Genomic DNA, 17809 nt, shown 5'->3' on the forward strand with positions numbered 1-17809 from the left:
AGACAGGTCCATAGACTAGTCAGCGAGTGGCGGGACTGCAATCATGGTGAATGGATTGGCCGTGAGCGCGTTCGATTTCAAAGCCGCGCCCGCTCTATCAGCGTCGCGCCAGCAACCCCCGGACACTCAGACCGGCAGCTATCCCCATGCCGGCCCATGCCAGCGTGTCCCACCAGCCATCGCCCAGTAATGCGGCAAACAGGCCGGTGCCGGTCAACAGCGCGATCCATGCGGGTTTGGCGAAGGTTTTCCAGAACCGGGACGGCTTGCCACTCATTGCACCACCTGCGCCGGTTGCTCGCTCACTGTTCGGGTGGCGCGTCGCCTTGTCCACCACAGGTAAACACCGCTGCCGAGTACGATGATGGTCAGCACATCCAGAGCGGCCCAGAGGATCTTCATCGGCATGCCGCCGTAGTCACCGAAGTGCAAGGGTTGCGACATGCCCAGTGCGTCCATGTACCAGGGGCGTTCGACCACGGCGGTGACTTGCAGCGTCCGGGCATCGATCAGTACCGGTGTCGCCAGGTGCGCGGTGAGGTGCGTGTTGCCCTTCAGAAACACGGCGTAGTGATGCTCGCTGGAGAAGCGCGTGCCGGGGAAGGCGATGAAATCGGCCTGCATGCCGGGCGCGGCGGATTCGGCGATTTCCAGCAAGCGTGTGGCCGGGGCGCGTTGCGTCAGCGGCGGTGCGTCGCGATAGGGCGCGACCATGGTTGCCAACGCATCATTGCGCCACGAAGCAATCAACAGGTCGGCACAGGCACTGATCACGCCTGTGACGCCCACCACCAATGCCCAGGTCAGCGTCACCACACCGATGAGGTTATGCAGGTCCAGCCAGCGTGTCCGGGTGGATTTGCTGGCCCGTACCGTGCCGAATTCCAGCTTGCGCATGAAAGGTGAGTACAGCACCGTCCCGGACACGATAGCCACCACGAACAGCACGCCCATGAAGGCCAGCAGCAGCTTGCCCGGCAACTCGGCATACATGTCCACGTGCAGGCGCAGCATGACCATCATGAAACCGCCGTTGGCCGAAGGCATTTCCAGTGCTTCGCCAGTGCGCGCGTCCAGTGCGAAGGTGTGGGACGAGTTGGGTTCGGTTCCGGCCGTTGCCGCAGTAATCGCCATGACGCCATTGGGATCTTCATCGTCCCAGCCGAAATACTGCATCACCTCACCGGGACGATGCGCTTCAGCAGCCTTCGCCAACTGCTCCAGGTTCAAGTGAGGCGTGTCGGCGGGCATTTCCCTGTAATGCGGCGCATCGCCCAGCAGGTGATCGATCTCGTGGTGAAAGATCAGCGGCAGACCGGTGATGGCCAGCATCAACAGAAACAGTGTGCAGATCAGGCTGCTCCAGGTATGGACGACAGACCAGCGACGCACGGTTTGGCTTTTCATGGGGTATCCACAGGCGAAAGGGCAGGGCTCGTTAAGGCTGAGCCGCATGAAACCTGAAAAGTGTCAGCACAGGGCACGGTTGAGGCTCGCCCCTGTGTTTCAGAATTTTGCCGCAGCGGTGTCATTCCTTGGCAGGACCGTGACCCACCAGGGCGTATGCTGTTCGATCCGTACAGGCAGCGCAGGCAGCAACGCCTTGAGCGCCAGGTCGGTATCGGTCAGCGGAAAGCTGCCGGTGATGCGCAGGTCGGCTACCAGCGGGTCGACGCCCAGATGTCCCTGTCGATAACGGCCCAGCTCCGCCAGCATGTCCTGCAGGCGAGCGTTGTCCACTACCAGCATGCCGCGGGTCCAGGCGTCTGCCCCCATCGGCAGCGCGAGCAGCGGCCCCAGGCCTTCTCGGGTCAGGCGAACTTGCTGGCCTTCGCGCAGGATCTGTTCCTGAGGAAGATCACGGGCGTTGGCGGCGACAGCCGATTGCAGCACGCTGAGCAGCGTACCGTCGGCATCGCGCCTGACCAGAAAACGCGTGCCGAGCGCGCGCATCTTGCCGTCCGGGGTTTCCACGATGAAGGGCCGGGGATCGTCATGATCGCCGGTCTGCACCAGGATCTCGCCGTCCTGCAGGATCACCCGGCGCTGATGCGCATCGAAGCGCACATCGATTGCGCTGTGGGTGTTGAGGCGAACGACGGTGTTGTCGGCCAGCCGCACGTCGCGCTGCTCGCCGGTCGCGGTGCGCTGATCGGCGAGCCAGTAATCCAGTGCGAGGTAACGGTCAGCGGTGAACAGCGCCAGTGCGCAGGCCAGAAATACCCCGGCCAGACCGCCGCCGAGCTTGCGCATACTGCGTCGCAAGGTGCCGGGCGCCTGCTGCAAAGCCTTACGCGCCGGACCTGACGGTACGGCAAAGCGCTGATTGAGCATGCCCAGTTGGCTCCAGGCACGGGCGTGTTCTTCATCGGCCGCCAGCCAACGGGCAAACTCGGCCCGCTCGGCATCGTTACCGCTGGCCGAATCCAGATTCAGCTGCCATTCGATGGCCGCATCCAGCACACGTGCCGATACCGGTCTGGTGTTCATGTCGGCGTGCCGTACAGCGCCACGTAGCATTGCCGCATCGCCTGAGCCAGGTACTGCCTGACCCGCGATACGGAAACGCCGAGCCGTTCGGCAATTTCTCCGTGGCTCATGCCGTCCAGACGGCTGTACAGAAAGGCCGTGCGCGCCTTGCTCGACAAGGTCGCCAGCAGACGATCAATCGTTTTCAGGTCTTCCAGGATCAGCAACTGCTCTTCAGGGGAGGGCTGTTCGGCTTCAGGGACTTGCATCAGTTCGCAGAGATACGCCTGTTCCAGCGCCGCACGCCGGAAATGATCGAACATCAGGCCCTTGGCAACGGTCGCCAGAAACGCCCGCGGTTCTCTGGGCGACTCCAGTTCGTCACGCCCCAGCAAGCGCACGAAGGTGTCCTGACTCAGATCCTGAGCGCGCTGCGGGCAGGCGATGTTGCGCCGAAGCCAGGCCAGCAGCCAGCTGCGGTGATCGCGATACAAGGCTCCAACGATCTCGCTATGAGGGCTTGGGACTGACGACACGAACGGCCTCGATGAGAAGAATCTGACTAAAGAGAATCATTCGCGATTGTGACAGGGCGCGTGGGTAGTGGCAATTGGCGTCTGTCGGTTGGGACAGACGCTGATGTCCGATTTTCCCTACGCTCCAGCATGGGAATGCAGCCCGCGGGTTGTACAGACGTAGCAGATTCACGCCATCAGAACGAATGCGACTGCTTGCGCCTGCGCCACTGGCCCAGGCATTCCTCCAGACGGACAGGGCTGTCGATCTGTTGACGGCGTGCGTGGCTGAACAGGATCAGGGCCAGCTCGGCGGTGACCAGGGCATCGGCGCTGGCGTTGTGGCGCTCTTCGGCGTGCAGGCCGAAGAAACGGGTCCAGTCATCCAGACCGGCGTGGCGCAGGTTGGCCTGCTCGCAGAGCATCGGGGCGATTTCCGCGACGTCGAAGAACGGATGCTGCAGGCGGTAATTCAGGCTGTCTTTCAAGGCGCGCGACAGCATGTGTTGGTCGAACGGCGCATGAAACCCCAGCACCGGGCTGTCACCCAGAAATTCCATGAAATCCAGCAGCGCCTCGACCGGCTCACTGCCCGCTGCAATCGCGCTGGGTGCCAGACCGTGAATCAATACCGCCGGGCTGACCTTGTGATCGACGCGCAGTAACGTGCGCTCGAATTGCTGACCCAGATCGATGGCACCGTCCTCGATCACCACCGCGCCGATGGACAGCACTTGGTCGCGGTTCATGTTAAGGCCGCTGGTTTCCAGATCCAGCACCACCCAGCGCTGCTGGCGTAATGGCTTTTCGCTCAGTTTCGCGCAACTCGGCAGTGCCTTGAGCCGCTGCAACTGGTGGCTTTCCATCGGAGCTGCCTTGGGGCGAGGTTTCAGCCAATCGAACAGATTCATAGGACGTCGATATTCACAGTTGGTAACGCAGCGTCAGGCTGGTTTGCAGCCGCTGCGCCTGACGAAACGATTCACGCAGGATGCGCCGGTCCAGATGGTTCAGAGTGTCCGGATCGATGCGGTTGGAGTACGCAAGGTTCTGGCGGCTCTGCAACTGGTGTTGCTGCATGCGCGTCTGCTGGATGAAGTGATAGGCCTCTTCGTAGGCCGCACCGTCCAGAGGGTCGATGGCCTCGCGTTCGACCAGCTGCCTCAGGCGTTCAAGGGTGTTGTTGGCGCCGATGCCGTTGGCCAGCGCCAGCAGCCGTGCACCATCCACGAACGGCGTCAGGCCTTCGGTTTTCAGGTCCAGCGTGTCTTTCTCGCTGCCTTTGCGCGCCAGCACGAAATCCTTGAAGCGACCCACGGGCGGACGTTGACGCAGCGCGTTTTCAGCCATCATGCGCTGGAACAGTTTGTTGTCCGCGACCTGCTCCAGAATGCCGCGACGCAATTGCTCGCAGCCGCTTTCATCGCCCCAGACCACACGCAGGTCGAAATAGATGCTTGAGGCCAGCAGGTTCTCGGGCGTGGCTTCCCGAATGAACGACGCGAACCGTCGGGACCATTCGGCGCGCGACAGGCACAGCTCCGGGTTACTGGCCATGATGTTGCCTTTGCACAGCGTGAAGCCGCACTGCGCCAGACTCTGGTTGATCCGCTCGGCAATCGGTAACAGCAGCGCGCGGATGCGAGTGGCTTCTGCGGCGTCGGCGGCTTCGAACAGAATGCCGTTATCCTGATCGGTATGCAGCGTCTGCTCGCGCCGGCCTTCGCTACCGAAACACAGCCAGCTGAACGGCACGCCGGGATCGCCTTTCTCTTCCAGCGTCAGTTCGATGACCCGGCAGACGGTGTGGTCGTTGAGCAGCGTGATGATCTGCGTGATCTGGGTCGAGGACGCGCCGTGGGCCAGCATGCGGTCGACCAGTTGGACGATATCGCCGCGTAATCCGGTCAGCGCTTCGATGCGTGGCGCATTGCGAATGGTCCGTGCCAGATGCACCAGGTCGACCCGTTGCAGTGAGAACAGATCCCGCTCGGAAACAACACCGCACAGACGTCCATCCCTGACCAGACACACATGGGCAATGTGCCGTCCGGTCATCGCGATGGCCGCATCGAATGCGCTCGCGTCGGGGCTCAGGTGGAAGGGCGCCTGGCTCATGCTGTGCTGGATCTCGGCGCCGAAGTCGGTGGTGACATCGGCGACCGCTTCGCGCAGGTCACGCAGGGTAAAAATCCCCAGCGGCGCCTGACGCTCATCGACGATGACGATGCTGCCCACCTGCTGTTCATGCATCAGCTTCACGGCTTCACGCATTGGCATTTCAGGGCTGCACATGACCGGGTGTCGCATGGCCAGCTCGCCCAGCCTTGTGTTCAGGGAATACTGCGTACCCAGGGTTTCGGCGGCACGCTGCTGGACCTGCTGATTGACCTGATCCAGCAGACTGCTGACGCCGCGCAGGGCGAAGTCGCGAAAGGTCGTGGACAGTGCAAACAGCTTGATGAAGGCCTGCTTGTTCAGTTGCAGGCAGAAGGTATCTTCGGCGGCCAGATGCTCGGTGCGTGTGGCCCGTTCGCCCAGCAATGCCGCCAGCGGAAAGCATTCTCCGGTGGTGATTTCAAAGGTGGTTTCCGTACCGCCCTTGGCAGAATGCGGACGTTCACCTACCACTCGGCCCTGTTTGACGATATAAAAGTGCTCTACTGGCCCATCGCCAGGCTTGATGATGCTCTCATCGGCAGCGTAAAACCTGAGCTGACATTGTTCGACGAGGTACGCCAGATGCGCATTTTCCATCTGGTTGAAAGGCGGGAATCGTTGCAGGAACTGCATGGTGCCGTGAATGTTCTGCAGCACCGCTGTCTTGCCTGCCTGGGTGAAAGCGTCTGCTTTACTCATGAGCTGTTCCGCGTTCTTGTTATTGACGCTCATGGTCGGCCGCTTGCAGCACAGTGCCCATTGGACGTAAGTCTTACGCCGGAACTGAACGTAATGGGGCACGCTGTTGCCAGAGAAGGGTGAACGAACGCACCGGAGCGCGAACGATCATTGGCCGGGAAGCCGACGAAATACAGTGCAGGTTGACCGTTATCTGCTGTCGGATAGGTTCAGGGAATGATGAGATTGCGATGATTGACCACGACATATTGAGCGACGAAGAGCGCAGTGCCCTCTCTGAGGTCATGCTGGAACCCAACCGTGATGCGCCGCAACGTGTATTGATCGTCGATGACGACAATGATGCGCGCGAGCTGCTGGCCGAAATTCTGAGCCTCAATGACATCAGCTGCATGACAGCGGCGGATGTTGACGGTGCGCTTGAGCTGATCAGAACGCGTGAGTCCATCGGGCTGCTGATCACCGACCTGCGCATGGCGCCGTCTGATGGTCTGGACCTGATACGTCAGGTGCGAGAATCCGACCGCGCCGAATTGCCCATCATCATCGTTTCAGGCGATGCCAACGTGCGTGACGCCATCGATGCGATGCACCTGAACGTTGTGGATTTTCTGCTCAAGCCACTCAATACCAAGCAACTGGTGAAACTGATCAGGCGGGAATTGGGAATGTAAAACATGGCGGTCAGAGATACCTTCGTATCTCTGCCACTGTGGTGTCCCTTGGCAAACGCTGGACCGCAGCAGACCTGACGGCGCTCCGCCTGTCCGCTTCCACAAAAACAACGTCTATTCGGTACATCACGATGAGCGCGTGCGCCGCAGGGCCTGAGCCCTGAAGCGCGCCTTGCCTTCGGCGTTACTGAGCGTTCCTGGCCTTGAACTCGCGACGACGACGATGCAGCACCGGCTCGGTGTAGCCGTTCGGTTGGCGAGTGCCCTGGATCACCAGTTCAACCGCTGCCTGAAAGGCAATATTGCTGTCGAAATCCGGTGCCAGTGGACGATACAGGGCATCGCCTGCGTTCTGGCGATCCACCACCGGCGCCATGCGCTTGAGGCTTTCCAGCACCTGCGCTTCAGTGACCACGCCATGACGCAGCCAGTTGGCCATGTGCTGACTTGAAATGCGCAGCGTTGCGCGGTCTTCCATCAGGCCGATGTCGTTAATGTCAGGCACCTTCGAGCAGCCTACGCCCTGATCGATCCAGCGCACCACGTAACCCAGAATGCCCTGCGCGTTGTTGTCCAGTTCGTTCTGGATCTCTTCCGGCGTCCAGTCGGTATTCGGCGCGAGCGGGATGGTCAGAATGTCGTCTACCGAGGCTGGCTCGCGCTGGGCCAGTTCGGCCTGACGGGCGAACACATCGACCTTGTGATAGTGCAACGCATGCAAAGCAGCGGCAGTTGGCGAAGGCACCCACGCGGTGTTGGCTCCGGCCAGCGGGTGAGCGATTTTCTGCTCCAGCATCGCAGCCATCAGGTCCGGCATCGCCCACATGCCCTTGCCGATCTGCGCCTTGCCCTGCAGGCCGCATTTCAGGCCGATATCGACGTTGGAGTTCTCGTAAGCCGCAATCCATTTTTCGGCCTTCATTTGAGCCTTGCGCACCACTGGACCAGCTTCCATCGAGGTATGAATCTCGTCACCCGTGCGGTCCAGGAAACCGGTGTTGATGAACACCACGCGCTCGCTGGCAGCCTGGATACAGGCTTTGAGGTTCACCGTGGTACGGCGCTCCTCGTCCATGATCCCGACTTTCAATGTGTTGCGTGGCAGCCCCAATACCTGCTCGACGCGACCGAACAGCTCGTTGGTGAACGCCGCCTCTTCCGGGCCGTGCATTTTGGGTTTGACGATATACACCGAGCCACGACGGCTGTTGCTGCGTGTGGTGTTGCCGTTGAGGTTGTGCATCGCCGCCAGGCTGGTCAGCAGGCCGTCGAGAATGCCTTCCGGCACTTCGTTGCCGTGCCTGTCGAGAATCGCGTCGATGGTCATCAGGTGACCAACATTGCGGATGAACAGCAGCGAGCGTCCGTGAAGCGTGACTTCGCCGCCCGCAGGCGTGGTGTAGACGCGGTCCGGGTTCATGGTGCGGGTGAAGGTTTCGCCGCCCTTGGACACCGACTCGGCCAGATCGCCTTTCATCAGACCCAGCCAGTTTCTGTACACGATGACCTTGTCGTCGGCATCGACCGCGGCGATGGAGTCCTCGCAGTCCATGATGGTGGTCAGCGCGGCTTCCATGAGGATGTCTTTGACACCTGCAGGATCGGTCTTCCCCACAGGGCTGGACGCATCGATCTGGATTTCGAAATGCAGGCCGTTGTGTTCGAGCAGCACGGCAATCGGTGCCGAGGCATCGCCCTGAAAGCCGATCAATTGTGTGTCGTTCCTGAGCCCGGTGTTGCTGCCGCCCTTGAGACTGACCACCAGCTTGCCGTCGATCATTCTGTAGGCGGTCGATTCAACGTGCGAGCCCGCTGACAGCGGCGCGGCTTCGTCGAGAAACGCGCGGGCGAAGGCAATGACCTTGTCGCCACGTACCTTGTTGTAGCCTTGACCTTTCTCGGCGCCGCCCGCTTCGCTGATGGCATCGGTGCCATAAAGCGCGTCGTACAGCGAGCCCCAACGAGCGTTGGACGCGTTGAGCGCAAAGCGTGCGTTCATCACCGGTACGACCAGTTGCGGGCCGGCCATGGTGGCGATTTCCTCATCGACGTTTTGAGTCGTGATCTGGAAGTCCGCCGCTTCGGGCAGCAGGTAACCGATTTCCTGAAGGAATGCCTTGTAAGACGAGGCGTCGTGCGCCTGTCCGGCACGGGACTGATGCCAGGCATCGATTTTTGCCTGCAAGTCGTCACGTTTTTCGAGAAGAGCGCGGTTTTTCGGAGCGAGGTCGTGGATCAGTGGGTCCGCACCGGCCCAGAATGCATCGGCACTGAGGCCGGTTCCAGGAATGGCTTCGTTCTGCACGAAGTCATACAGGGCTTTGGCGACCCGCAGGTCACCGACTTGAACGTACTCGGTCATTGCACTTGCCTCACTCTGCTCAGCAGGGTCGAGCTCACTCAAGGAGCGCTCTGTTATTGATTTTGGTGTTATGTAGTGCGCGCCGCGAAATACTACATGACTGGCGGCCTTGTGAAAACGCTGGTGAATATGTCGCTAAAACGACTGGATCGACTTATTCGGTCACGATTTCTTCGCGCTGTGCTTGAAAACAGCCCGGATTGTTCCACAAGTGAGGCTGAACGGTACACGATTTGCCTTTCGAGGTCCGCTGCGCAACCTTGCCTATACTCATCCAACCCTTGCATTGTGAACAACAAGAGGAATTGACCGTGGATCATCTCGTCGTAACGCTGGTTGCCCCCGACAAGCCCGGACTGGTCGAGCGCATCGCCCAATGCATCGCCGAGCAGGGCGGCAACTGGCTGGAGAGCCGTATGTCCCGGATGGCCGGGCAGTTCGCAGGCATTCTGAAAGTGGGCGTGGAACCTGAAAAATACGATGACCTGATCGCCGCGCTGAATGCGCTTTCGGCTCATGGCATTCGCATGCTGCTCGCCGAAAGCGTGGTCGAGACCACCGGCCAGACCCGTCCGATCAGCATGGAGCTGGTTGGCAACGATCGTGCGGGTATCGTGCGCGATATCACCCGTGTGCTGGCGGAGCAGGGTGTCAATGTCGAGCGGCTGATCACCGATGTCTCGCCTGCACCCATGAGCAGCGAATTGCTGTTTCACGCCGAGGCTGTGCTCGGCGTGCCATTGACCCTTTCGCTGGACGACCTGCAGGCCCGGCTGGAAACACTGGCGGATGATCTGATGGTGGAGTTGGTGTTGCGCTCGGACGAGCAATCACGCTGAAGTTTATCCACGCTTATCCTGCACCTGCCTGTGGATAAGCTGGGGGAATCGCGTTGCACGCCATGTGTGGCGCGGCTTTGCGGGGTTTGATCAAAAATTCAACAGTTTCAAAGGCTTGTGCACAAATAGCGTGAGTCTGCCTGTGGATAACCGTTGGAGAACCCCTTGCAGGCCACGCGGAACGTGGCCTGCAAGGTTTTGTATGTTTTTTGATCAGCGCCGGCGGCGCAGGCTCAGCCAGGCGTCGATGCTGTAAATCGCAAGACCGGCCCAGATACACGCGAAGGTAACGATGGTGCTGACGTTCATGTGCTCGTCATAAAGCAACACGGCCAGCAGCAGGACCAGCGTCGGGGCCAGATACTGGAGAAACCCCAGCGTGGTATACGGCAGGTGACGGGCTGCGGCGTTGAAACACACCAGCGGGATCAGCGTCACCGGGCCTGCGGCTGCCAGCCAGATGGCCTGAGAGGTGGTCCAGAACTCGGCCTGCGCACTCAGCGCGCCTGGATTGAGCGCCAGCCAGATCAGCGCCAGCGGTACCAGCATCCAGGTTTCCACGACCAGACCGGGCAGGGCGGCGACCGGGGCTTTCTTGCGAATCAGCCCGTAGAAGCCAAAGGTCAACGGCAGCAGCAGCGAGACCCACGGCAGATTGCCGACCTGCCAGACCTGCTGCGCCACACCGGCTGCCGCAAGCCCCACCGCCAGCCATTGCAAACGCCTGAGCCGTTCGCCCAGCAGCACCATGCCAAGCAGAACGTTGACCAGCGGATTGATGTAATACCCCAGACTGGCTTCGACCATTCGCCCGTTGTTCACTGCCCACACGTACACAATCCAGTTGGCTGCGATCAGCGAACCGCTGAGCGCCAGCACCGCAATGCGTTTCGGGTTGTCCCGCAGTTCGCGCCACCAGCCGGGGTGCTTCCAGAACATCAGCACGATCGAGCCGAACAGCGCCGACCACAGCACCCGGTGAATGATGATCTCGATGGCCGGTACGGCGGCGATGGCTTTGAAGTAGATGGGGAACAGGCCCCAGATGGTGTAAGCGCTCAGGCCGAGAATGTATCCGCGACGCGGATTGGCAGCTTGCATGGGTCGTCCCTTAAAAGCAGGTGTTGCGGTTTTTAGTAGTGAGTTGCTGAGCGTGCCTCGGGCTCGCGCTGGTTGGATAACCATCCCGTGGGAGGCGGCTTGCCGGCGATAGCGTCAGGCCCGGCAGTGAAGGGCTGACTGAGACATCGCCTCGCCGACAAGCCGCTTCCCACGAGGTTTGGATTCCTCCAGCAAGACGTGTTCCTTGCCCTGAGCGTGGGAGCGATCATTGAGTGTTCAAAACAGTTTCAACGGCTCCTCGTTCAATGCCGACATCTGCTCGCGCAGGGCCAGAATGTGGTCGCCCCAATAACGCTCGGTGCCGAACCAGGGGAAGCTGTGCGGGAACGCCGGGTCATCCCAGCGACGCGCGAGCCAGGCGCTGTAGTGCATCAGACGCAGTGCGCGCAACGGCTCGATCAGGGCCAGTTCGCGCGGATCGAAATCGTGGAATTCGTTGTAGCCGTCCATCAACTCGGACAATTGGCCGAGACGCTCCTGGCGGTCACCGGCCAGCATCATCCAGACGTCCTGCACCGCAGGTCCCATGCGACAGTCGTCCAGGTCAACGATGTGGAACACCTCGTCGCGGCACATCATGTTGCCGGGGTGGCAGTCGCCGTGCATGCGGATGTTGGTGTGCGGCGTTGCGGCGTAAACGTCCTCGACCCGCTTGAGTAGATCGCGCGCCACGGACTCGTAGGCGGGCAAGAGGCTGCGCGGAATGCAGTCGTTTTCCAGCAGGTAGTTGACCGAGTCATTGCCGAAATTCTTTACGCCCAGCGCTTCGCGGTGCGCGAACGGTTTGGTTGCACCGACGGCGTGGATACGGCCCAGTAACTGACCCAGGCGGTACAACTGGTCGAGATTGCCCGGCTCGGGCGCGCGCCCGCCACGACGTGGAAACAGGGTGAAGCGAAAGCCTGCGTGCTCGAACAGGGTTTCACCGTTGTGCACCATGGGAGCGACCACCGGCACTTCGACTGCGGTGAGCTCCTGCGTAAAACTGTGTTCTTCGAGGATCGCCTCGTTGGTCCAGCGTTGCGGGCGGTAGAACTTGGCGATCAGCGGCTGGCCGTCTTCGATACCGACCTGATACACCCGGTTTTCATAACTGTTGAGCGCCAGGATGCGCGCATCACTGAGGAAACCAATGCTTTCGACGGCATCGAGGACGAGGTCGGGAGTAAGTGTTGCGAACGGATGAGCCATGACTACTCCTGCGCGCAGCAGGTTGCCGCGTCGGACCGCTGATGTTAACGCAGACCGGTCCCTGTTCGTCAAAGCCCTCACTGTTTATCTGCGCAAGCGTTCGATTGTCACCAAACGTTCATCGTCCGTTCTCTGTTCAGCCATCTTGACTCACTAGAGTCGCCGCCAATGAGATCGATCTCAACAAGGGGCGACAATGACGGATCTGAAAGCGGTTGCACGGCTGGCCGGGGTTTCCCGGGCCACGGCTGCCCGGGCCTTTGCAACGCCCGATGTGGTGCGCGCCGACACTCGCGAGAAAATATTCGTCGCCGCACGCGAACTGGGCTTCCGGCCGAACCGGCTGGGCCGTCAGTTGCGCCTGCAGACCACCAACCTGATCGGCGTGGTCGTTCCCAATCTTCATAACCCGGTCTTCGCCGAACAGTTTCAGGCGATGGAAAGCGCCGCCCGTCGTCGCGGTTACAACCTGTTGCTGGTTACCACCGATTACGCCAGTGAGCGCGAGAGCGAGGTGGTGGAAGAACTTCTGCGCCAGCGGGTCGACGGATTGGTGCTGACGGTGACCGACGCCGAGCACAACCAGGTCCTGCAAAGCCTGATCAATGAAGACACGCCGTTCGTGCTCGCCTATCACCAGACCAGCAACCCGGATTACAGCGCGGTGTCGGTGGATAACCGCGCAGGTATGGCCTTGGCCACACGCCATCTGATCGAACTCGGGCACTCGCGTATCGCCATGGTGGCAGGCCCGGCCATGCAGTCCGACCGTGCGCGTCTGCGTTATGCAGGTTATGGCGAAGCGATGCTCGCGCATGGGCTTCAACAACTGCCTGTCATTGAAATGCCGGCTCACACTCGGGCTGACTTCGCCGCAATCGAACCGCTACTAAGCGGTACGGACGCGCCGACAGCGCTGGTCTGTTCCAACGACCTGCTGGCCATCAGCCTGATTGCCGAGTTGCGGCGCAACGGGCTGGAGGTTCCCGGCCGCGTGTCGGTGATGGGCTTCGATGGCATTGCCCTGGGCACGCAGATGCACCCGACCTTGTGCACTGTCGTTCAGCCCATCGGCGAGCTGGCGCACACCCTTATTGATCAGTTACTGGCGCAGATCGCCGGATCTGCACCGATTTCCCATTGCCTGCCGTGCCATATCCGGCCCGGCGAAAGTACCCAGTCCTATCAGGAGACGTTTCATGCTCAGCTTCAGTAAAACCCTCGCGGCACTGTTGTTGTGTGGCGCGGCCAGCCTCGCTCAGGCCGCCGAAACCGCGATTTGCTACAACTGCCCGCCCGAGTGGGCGGACTGGGGTTCGCAGCTCAAGGCCATTGCCGACAGCACCGGCGTGCAGGTGCCGCTCGACAACAAGAACTCCGGGCAGGCGCTGGCGCAGATTGTCGCCGAACAGGCTGCACCGGTTGCCGACGTGGTGTATTACGGCGTGACCTTCGGCCTGCAGGCGCAGAAGGCCGGCGTGGTCGATACCTACAAGCCCAAGCATTGGGATGACATTCCCGCCGGCCTGAAAGACCCGGCGGGTCACTGGTTCGCCATTCATTCCGGCACGTTGGGCATCATGGTCAACGTCGATGCGCTGGGCGGTCTGCCCGTGCCGCAGAGCTGGGCTGACCTGCTCAAGCCTGAGTACAAGGGCATGGTCGGCTACCTTGATCCTTCCAGCGCATTCGTAGGTTACGTCTCCGCTGTGGCGATCAACCAGGCGATGGGCGGCACGCTGGACAACTTCGCGCCAGCCATCGACTACTTCCAGAAACTGGCGAAAAACTCGCCCATCGTGCCCAAGCAAACGGCCTATGCCCGCGTGCTGTCCGGTGAGCTGCCGATCCTGGTCGACTACGACTTCAACGCCTATCGCGCTCGCTACAAGGACAAGGCCAACGTCGCGTTCGTGATTCCCAAAGAAGGCACCATCGGCGTGCCTTATGTGATGAGTCTGGTGGCAGGGGCGCCGCATCGCGCCAACGCCGAGAAGGTGCTGGATTTCGTGCTTTCCGACGAAGGTCAGGCGCTGTGGGCCAAGGCATATCTGCGTCCAGTGCGTTCGACCATGCCTGCCGATGTGGCCGCGCAGTTTCTGCCGGACAGCGACTATGCCCGCGCCGGCGTGGTGGATTACCAGCACATGGCGGCGGTGCAGGAAGCCTTTGCGGCTCGCTACCTGCGTGAGGTGAAGTAATGTCTGCCTCGCTGGGAGACGTCATTGTTGTGCGCTCGAGCGGATTGTCCAGGCTGCGCCTTCGCCCGACCGCTGCCGTGGCGCTTGCCCCGGCGATGGCGGTGCTGGTTGCGTTCTGGCTGCTGCCGCTGACGCACCTGATCGTGCTCGGTGCGCAGGGCAACGACGTGGATGGCAGCGGTTACTGGCAGGTGCTGAGCAGCGCGCAATACATGGGCAGTCTGGCGCAGACCTGTGTGCTGGCTGCCGTGGTGACACTGGCAGCCTTGCTGGTCGGCGGGACAAGCGGGGTTTTTCTTGCCCGCAATCAGTTCTTCGGACGTTCGGCGCTGGTCGCGCTGCTGACCTTTCCCCTGGCGTTTCCTGGCGTGGTGGTGGGTTTTCTGGTGATCCTGCTGGCGGGTCGGCAAGGCATCTTCGCTGCGCTCGGCCTGGAGCTGGCGGGTGAGCGGTGGATCTTTGCCTATTCGCTGACCGGCCTGTTCATCGGCTATCTGTACTTCTCGATTCCGCGCGTGATCCTCACGGTGATGGCGGCCTGCGAAAGCCTGGACCGAAGTCTTGAGGACGCTGCGCATTCGCTGGGTGCAGGGCACTGGCGCGTAGTGTGCGATGTGATCGTGCCGGGCCTGATGCCTGCGCTGGTGTCCTGCGGCGCGATCTGCTTTGCCACTTCGATGGGCGCATTCGGTACGGCGTTCACGCTGGGCACGCGCCTGAATGTCACGCCGGTAGCGATCTACAACGTGTTCACCAACTACGCCAACTTCACGGTCGCCGCTGCGTTGTCGGTGATCCTTGGTCTGGTGACCTGGGCGGCGCTGTTGCTGGCACGTCGTCTGGTCAAAAACTCGGGGATCGCCCTGTGAAACGTTCTCCCCTGTTTGCCGCGCAGTTGCTGTTCACCCTGTTGGTCTGTGCGTTCATGCTGGTGCCAGTGGTGCTCTCGCTGCTGGCCGGTCTGACGCGCAACTACTTTCAAGGTCTGTCGAGCGGCCTGACTTTCGACTGGCTGGTGCAAGTCTGGCAGGCCTATTCACCGACGGTCTGGCTGTCGCTGCAACTGGCCGTGGCTTGTGCAGTGTGCGTCTGCCTGATCGGCGTGCCGGCCGCTTATGCGTTGGTGCGCATGAATAATCGGTTCAGCCGCGCCTTCGAAGAACTGATGGTTTTGCCGGTTGCCATGCCGGGGCTGGCCAGTGCCCTGGCGTTGCTGCTGACCTATGGGCAGTTCGGCCGCTTTCGCAGCAGTTGGCTGTTCATTCTGGTCGGCCATGTCCTCTTCACCCTGCCGTTTCTGGTGCGTCCGGTGATGGCCGTGATGCAGCGCCAGCAATTGCCGATGCTGGAAGAGGCTGCGGCAAGCCTGGGCGCCGGGCCGATCAAGCGATTTTTCAGCGTGGTGGTGCCCAACTGCCGCGCCGGAATTCTGGCCGGGGTGTTGATGGTCGTGACCTTGTCGCTGGGTGAATTCAACCTGACCTGGATGCTGCACACACCCATGACCAAAACCCTGCCGGTCGGTCTGGCCGACAGTTATGCGTCGGCGCGGCTGGAAGTGGCCAGCGCCTACACCCTTCTTTTTCTTCTGCTGATTGTGCCGCTGCTGATTGCGTTGCAGGCCATCAGCGCCCGTCTTGCCCGAGGAGACAGCCGATGAGCGGCACGACTATTCGCCTGAAGAACTGCCGCAAGGCATTCGCCGACGGCACCGTTGCTGTACAGGATCTGCACCTGACGATTGAACCCGGCGAAACGCTGGCGATTCTCGGTCCGTCCGGCTGCGGCAAAACCACGACGTTGCGGCTGATCGCCGGGCTTGAGCGTCCGGATGTCGGTCAGGTGCTGTTCGACGATCAGGACGTGACGCGCTTGCCCATCGAACGGCGCGATGTCGGCATGGTGTTCCAGAACTACGCACTGTTCCCGAACCTTGATGTGGCGGGAAACATTGTTTACGGCCTGAAGATTCGAGGCCTGTCCCAGGCCGAGCGTAATAAGCGCCGCGATGAGTTGCTTGAACTGGTCGGCCTGACCGATCACGGCAAGCGGCGCATTCATGAGCTGTCCGGCGGGCAACGTCAGCGCGTTGCCCTGGCGCGTGCGCTGGCACCGCGTCCCAGGGTGTTGCTGCTCGATGAGCCGCTGGCTGCGCTGGATGCACAACTGCGCGAGCGCCTGCGCAGTGAGCTGGATCAATTGCTGCGCGGGCTCGGCATCACCTCGGTGTTCGTGACCCACGACCAGGGCGAAGCGATGGCCTTGGGTGACCGGATTCTGGTCATGGACAAAGGCTGTGTTTCGCAACTGGCCACACCCAGGGAAATCTATCAGCAGCCCGCCAACGCGTTCGTGGCCGGGTTTGTCGGCAATCTCAATGCGTTCAGCGTGCTCGGGCGTACCGAGTCGGGGCTGAAGGTCAGTGGTGGTGAGCTGCCCTGGTCGGGTGTTGATCTGCCCGGCACAGTGTATTGCCGTCCCGAGCACCTGCGCCTGACGTCCGGAGGCGGGCAGTTACAGGGCCGGCTGGTCGGTCAGTTCTTTCAGGGCGCGCAGAGTCGGCTGTTGGTGGATGTTGGCGGCGCTCAGCCTTTGCTGGTCGACAGCCCTGACAACCTGATCCATGCAGCAGGCGCGCATCTTGGCCTGAGCGTCGACCCGCAAGTGCTGTTCACCCTGCATTCGTAAGCCGTTTTTCTGTCGAGAATTTATTTTGAATCGTCCGTTTCTTATTGCCCAGATCAGCGACCTGCACCTCAAGGCCGATGGTCGACTCACTTACGGTGTCGTTGACACACTGAGCGCCTTGCGCCGCGCTGTCGAACACATCAACGCCCGCAAACAACGGCCCGATATTGTGGTGGTCAGCGGCGACCTGGTGGACTTCGGTCGTGCAGATGAATACGCAGTGCTCAAGCCGGAGCTGGATCGCCTGCAGATGCCGTTCTATCTGGTGCCCGGCAATCACGACGACCGCGAGCATTTGCTGGCTGCGTTTGCCGATCACGTTTACCTGCCACTGTCGGCAGACAGCCCGCTGGACTGGGTGGTCGAGCAACATCCGGTGCGTCTGATCGGCCTGGATTCGACCATCCCCGGCGAGCATGGCGGACAACTGGATTATTGCCAGCTTGACTGGCTGAACGCTCAACTGTCGCGTCGGCCTGATGTGCCCACGGTGATCATCCTGCATCACCCGCCGTTCATGTCCGGCATTGGCCACATGGATCACAAGCCGTTCGGTAACGCGATGGAGCTGGAGCGGGTCATCGCCAGGCATCCGCAGGTGGAGCGTCTGTTGTGCGGGCATTTGCACCGGCCGATGCAGCGTCGTTTCGGTGGCACCCTGACGTGCGTCTGCCCCGGTACTTCACACCAGATCGTACTTGATCTGGACGAAGCGGCGCCTGCGCATTTCAATCTGGAGCCTGCGGGTTACCTGCTGCACCGCTGGCATCCTCAGGAAGGGCTGGTCAGTCACAACGCAGTGTTCGGGGGGTATGAAGGACCGTATCCGTTTTATGACGTGAACGGGTTGATTGACTGAAGTTGGCCATCTCTGATGTTGATCGTGCCA

Annotated in this window: 17 protein-coding genes; 8 read left to right on the plus strand and 9 right to left on the minus strand. The window is 61.1% G+C overall.

Features of this window, described 5'->3' with window-relative positions; translation table 11 throughout:
* Positions 1-97 precede the first annotated feature (97 nt).
* The 6 genes from JTJ32_RS11510 to JTJ32_RS11535 form a co-directional block, all read right to left on the minus strand.
* Complete coding sequence (locus tag JTJ32_RS11510; RefSeq protein WP_210042095.1) at positions 98-277, minus strand: hypothetical protein; 180 nt, start codon at positions 275-277, stop codon at positions 98-100.
* Complete coding sequence (locus tag JTJ32_RS11515; protein ID WP_099228663.1) at positions 274-1407, minus strand: PepSY-associated TM helix domain-containing protein; 1134 nt, start codon at positions 1405-1407, stop codon at positions 274-276. Before JTJ32_RS11515 ends, JTJ32_RS11510 begins: the two co-directional genes overlap by 4 nt.
* Before the next feature lie 99 nt (positions 1408-1506).
* A complete protein-coding gene (locus JTJ32_RS11520; RefSeq protein WP_184322248.1) occupies positions 1507-2490 on the minus strand; it encodes a FecR domain-containing protein in 984 nt (327 codons plus the stop codon).
* Positions 2487-3005 carry an RNA polymerase sigma factor gene (locus tag JTJ32_RS11525; RefSeq protein WP_184322247.1) on the minus strand — a complete coding sequence of 173 codons (519 nt, stop codon included), beginning with the start codon at positions 3003-3005 and terminating at the stop codon, positions 2487-2489. Before JTJ32_RS11525 ends, JTJ32_RS11520 begins: the two co-directional genes overlap by 4 nt.
* Positions 3006-3181: 176 nt before the next feature.
* Entirely contained in the window at positions 3182-3895 is a 714-nt protein-coding gene (locus JTJ32_RS11530; protein WP_099228660.1) for a 3'-5' exonuclease, read from the minus strand.
* Between the two features lie 13 nt (positions 3896-3908).
* Entirely contained in the window at positions 3909-5843 is a 1935-nt protein-coding gene (locus JTJ32_RS11535) for a DUF294 nucleotidyltransferase-like domain-containing protein (protein WP_210042096.1), read from the minus strand.
* 230 nt (positions 5844-6073) lie between these two features.
* On the opposite strand from JTJ32_RS11535, the gene JTJ32_RS11540 reads away from it, so the two are divergent.
* The gene (locus JTJ32_RS11540) at positions 6074-6517 is read left to right on the plus strand and encodes a response regulator (RefSeq protein WP_099228659.1); all 444 of its coding nucleotides are present in this window, start codon (positions 6074-6076) and stop codon (positions 6515-6517) included.
* A gap of 184 nt (positions 6518-6701) precedes the next feature.
* Here the strand turns inward: JTJ32_RS11540 and JTJ32_RS11545 are convergent, their stop codons facing one another.
* Positions 6702-8879, minus strand: a complete 2178-nt coding sequence (locus tag JTJ32_RS11545; protein ID WP_210042097.1) for a malate synthase G — start codon at positions 8877-8879, stop codon at positions 6702-6704.
* A 311-nt stretch (positions 8880-9190) separates the two neighbouring features.
* Between JTJ32_RS11545 and JTJ32_RS11550 the strand changes: the two genes are divergently transcribed.
* The gene (locus tag JTJ32_RS11550; RefSeq protein ID WP_099228657.1) at positions 9191-9718 is read left to right on the plus strand and encodes a glycine cleavage system transcriptional repressor; all 528 of its coding nucleotides are present in this window, start codon (positions 9191-9193) and stop codon (positions 9716-9718) included.
* A gap of 213 nt (positions 9719-9931) precedes the next feature.
* Here the strand turns inward: JTJ32_RS11550 and rarD are convergent, their stop codons facing one another.
* Complete coding sequence (gene rarD / locus JTJ32_RS11555; RefSeq protein WP_210042098.1) at positions 9932-10819, minus strand: EamA family transporter RarD; 888 nt, start codon at positions 10817-10819, stop codon at positions 9932-9934.
* A 237-nt stretch (positions 10820-11056) separates the two neighbouring features.
* Entirely contained in the window at positions 11057-12031 is a 975-nt protein-coding gene (locus tag JTJ32_RS11560) for a serine/threonine protein kinase (RefSeq protein WP_004880140.1), read from the minus strand.
* A gap of 196 nt (positions 12032-12227) precedes the next feature.
* On the opposite strand from JTJ32_RS11560, the gene JTJ32_RS11565 reads away from it, so the two are divergent.
* From JTJ32_RS11565 to JTJ32_RS11590, 6 genes are read left to right on the plus strand one after another with little or no spacing between them, the layout of a single operon-like run.
* Positions 12228-13247: a substrate-binding domain-containing protein gene (locus tag JTJ32_RS11565; RefSeq protein WP_210042099.1), complete on the plus strand. Its 1020-nt coding sequence runs from the start codon at positions 12228-12230 to the stop codon at positions 13245-13247.
* Positions 13231-14232: an ABC transporter substrate-binding protein gene (locus tag JTJ32_RS11570; protein WP_210042100.1), complete on the plus strand. Its 1002-nt coding sequence runs from the start codon at positions 13231-13233 to the stop codon at positions 14230-14232. Before JTJ32_RS11565 ends, JTJ32_RS11570 begins: the two co-directional genes overlap by 17 nt.
* The gene (locus JTJ32_RS11575; RefSeq protein WP_210042101.1) at positions 14232-15101 is read left to right on the plus strand and encodes an ABC transporter permease; all 870 of its coding nucleotides are present in this window, start codon (positions 14232-14234) and stop codon (positions 15099-15101) included. Before JTJ32_RS11570 ends, JTJ32_RS11575 begins: the two co-directional genes overlap by 1 nt.
* Complete coding sequence (locus JTJ32_RS11580; RefSeq protein ID WP_184322240.1) at positions 15098-15892, plus strand: ABC transporter permease; 795 nt, start codon at positions 15098-15100, stop codon at positions 15890-15892. The genes JTJ32_RS11575 and JTJ32_RS11580 overlap by 4 nt, the downstream gene beginning before the upstream one ends.
* Positions 15889-16920 carry an ABC transporter ATP-binding protein gene (locus JTJ32_RS11585; RefSeq protein ID WP_210042102.1) on the plus strand — a complete coding sequence of 344 codons (1032 nt, stop codon included), beginning with the start codon at positions 15889-15891 and terminating at the stop codon, positions 16918-16920. Before JTJ32_RS11580 ends, JTJ32_RS11585 begins: the two co-directional genes overlap by 4 nt.
* Positions 16921-16945: 25 nt before the next feature.
* Entirely contained in the window at positions 16946-17779 is an 834-nt protein-coding gene (locus JTJ32_RS11590; protein WP_210042104.1) for a phosphodiesterase, read from the plus strand.
* Positions 17780-17809: the final 30 nt, after the last annotated feature.

It is taken from the genome of Pseudomonas alliivorans (assembly GCF_017826695.1).
Classification (GTDB): domain Bacteria; phylum Pseudomonadota; class Gammaproteobacteria; order Pseudomonadales; family Pseudomonadaceae; genus Aquipseudomonas; species Aquipseudomonas alliivorans.

Excerpts from the sequence above, each read along its gene's own strand:
- JTJ32_RS11510 (WP_210042095.1), bottom strand. The coding sequence starts at position 277 with ATGAGTGGCAAGCCGTCCCGGTTCTGGAAAACCTTCGCCAAACCCGCA.
- JTJ32_RS11515 (WP_099228663.1), bottom strand. The coding sequence starts at position 1,407 with ATGAAAAGCCAAACCGTGCGTCGCTGGTCTGTCGTCCATACCTGGAGC.
- JTJ32_RS11520 (WP_184322248.1), bottom strand. The coding sequence starts at position 2,490 with ATGAACACCAGACCGGTATCGGCACGTGTGCTGGATGCGGCCATCGAA.
- JTJ32_RS11530 (WP_099228660.1), bottom strand. The coding sequence starts at position 3,895 with ATGAATCTGTTCGATTGGCTGAAACCTCGCCCCAAGGCAGCTCCGATG.
- JTJ32_RS11535 (WP_210042096.1), bottom strand. The coding sequence starts at position 5,843 with ATGAGTAAAGCAGACGCTTTCACCCAGGCAGGCAAGACAGCGGTGCTG.
- JTJ32_RS11540 (WP_099228659.1), top strand. The coding sequence starts at position 6,074 with ATGATTGACCACGACATATTGAGCGACGAAGAGCGCAGTGCCCTCTCT.
- JTJ32_RS11545 (WP_210042097.1), bottom strand. The coding sequence starts at position 8,879 with ATGACCGAGTACGTTCAAGTCGGTGACCTGCGGGTCGCCAAAGCCCTG.
- rarD (WP_210042098.1), bottom strand. The coding sequence starts at position 10,819 with ATGCAAGCTGCCAATCCGCGTCGCGGATACATTCTCGGCCTGAGCGCT.
- JTJ32_RS11560 (WP_004880140.1), bottom strand. The coding sequence starts at position 12,031 with ATGGCTCATCCGTTCGCAACACTTACTCCCGACCTCGTCCTCGATGCC.
- JTJ32_RS11565 (WP_210042099.1), top strand. The coding sequence starts at position 12,228 with ATGACGGATCTGAAAGCGGTTGCACGGCTGGCCGGGGTTTCCCGGGCC.
- JTJ32_RS11570 (WP_210042100.1), top strand. The coding sequence starts at position 13,231 with ATGCTCAGCTTCAGTAAAACCCTCGCGGCACTGTTGTTGTGTGGCGCG.
- JTJ32_RS11575 (WP_210042101.1), top strand. The coding sequence starts at position 14,232 with ATGTCTGCCTCGCTGGGAGACGTCATTGTTGTGCGCTCGAGCGGATTG.
- JTJ32_RS11585 (WP_210042102.1), top strand. The coding sequence starts at position 15,889 with ATGAGCGGCACGACTATTCGCCTGAAGAACTGCCGCAAGGCATTCGCC.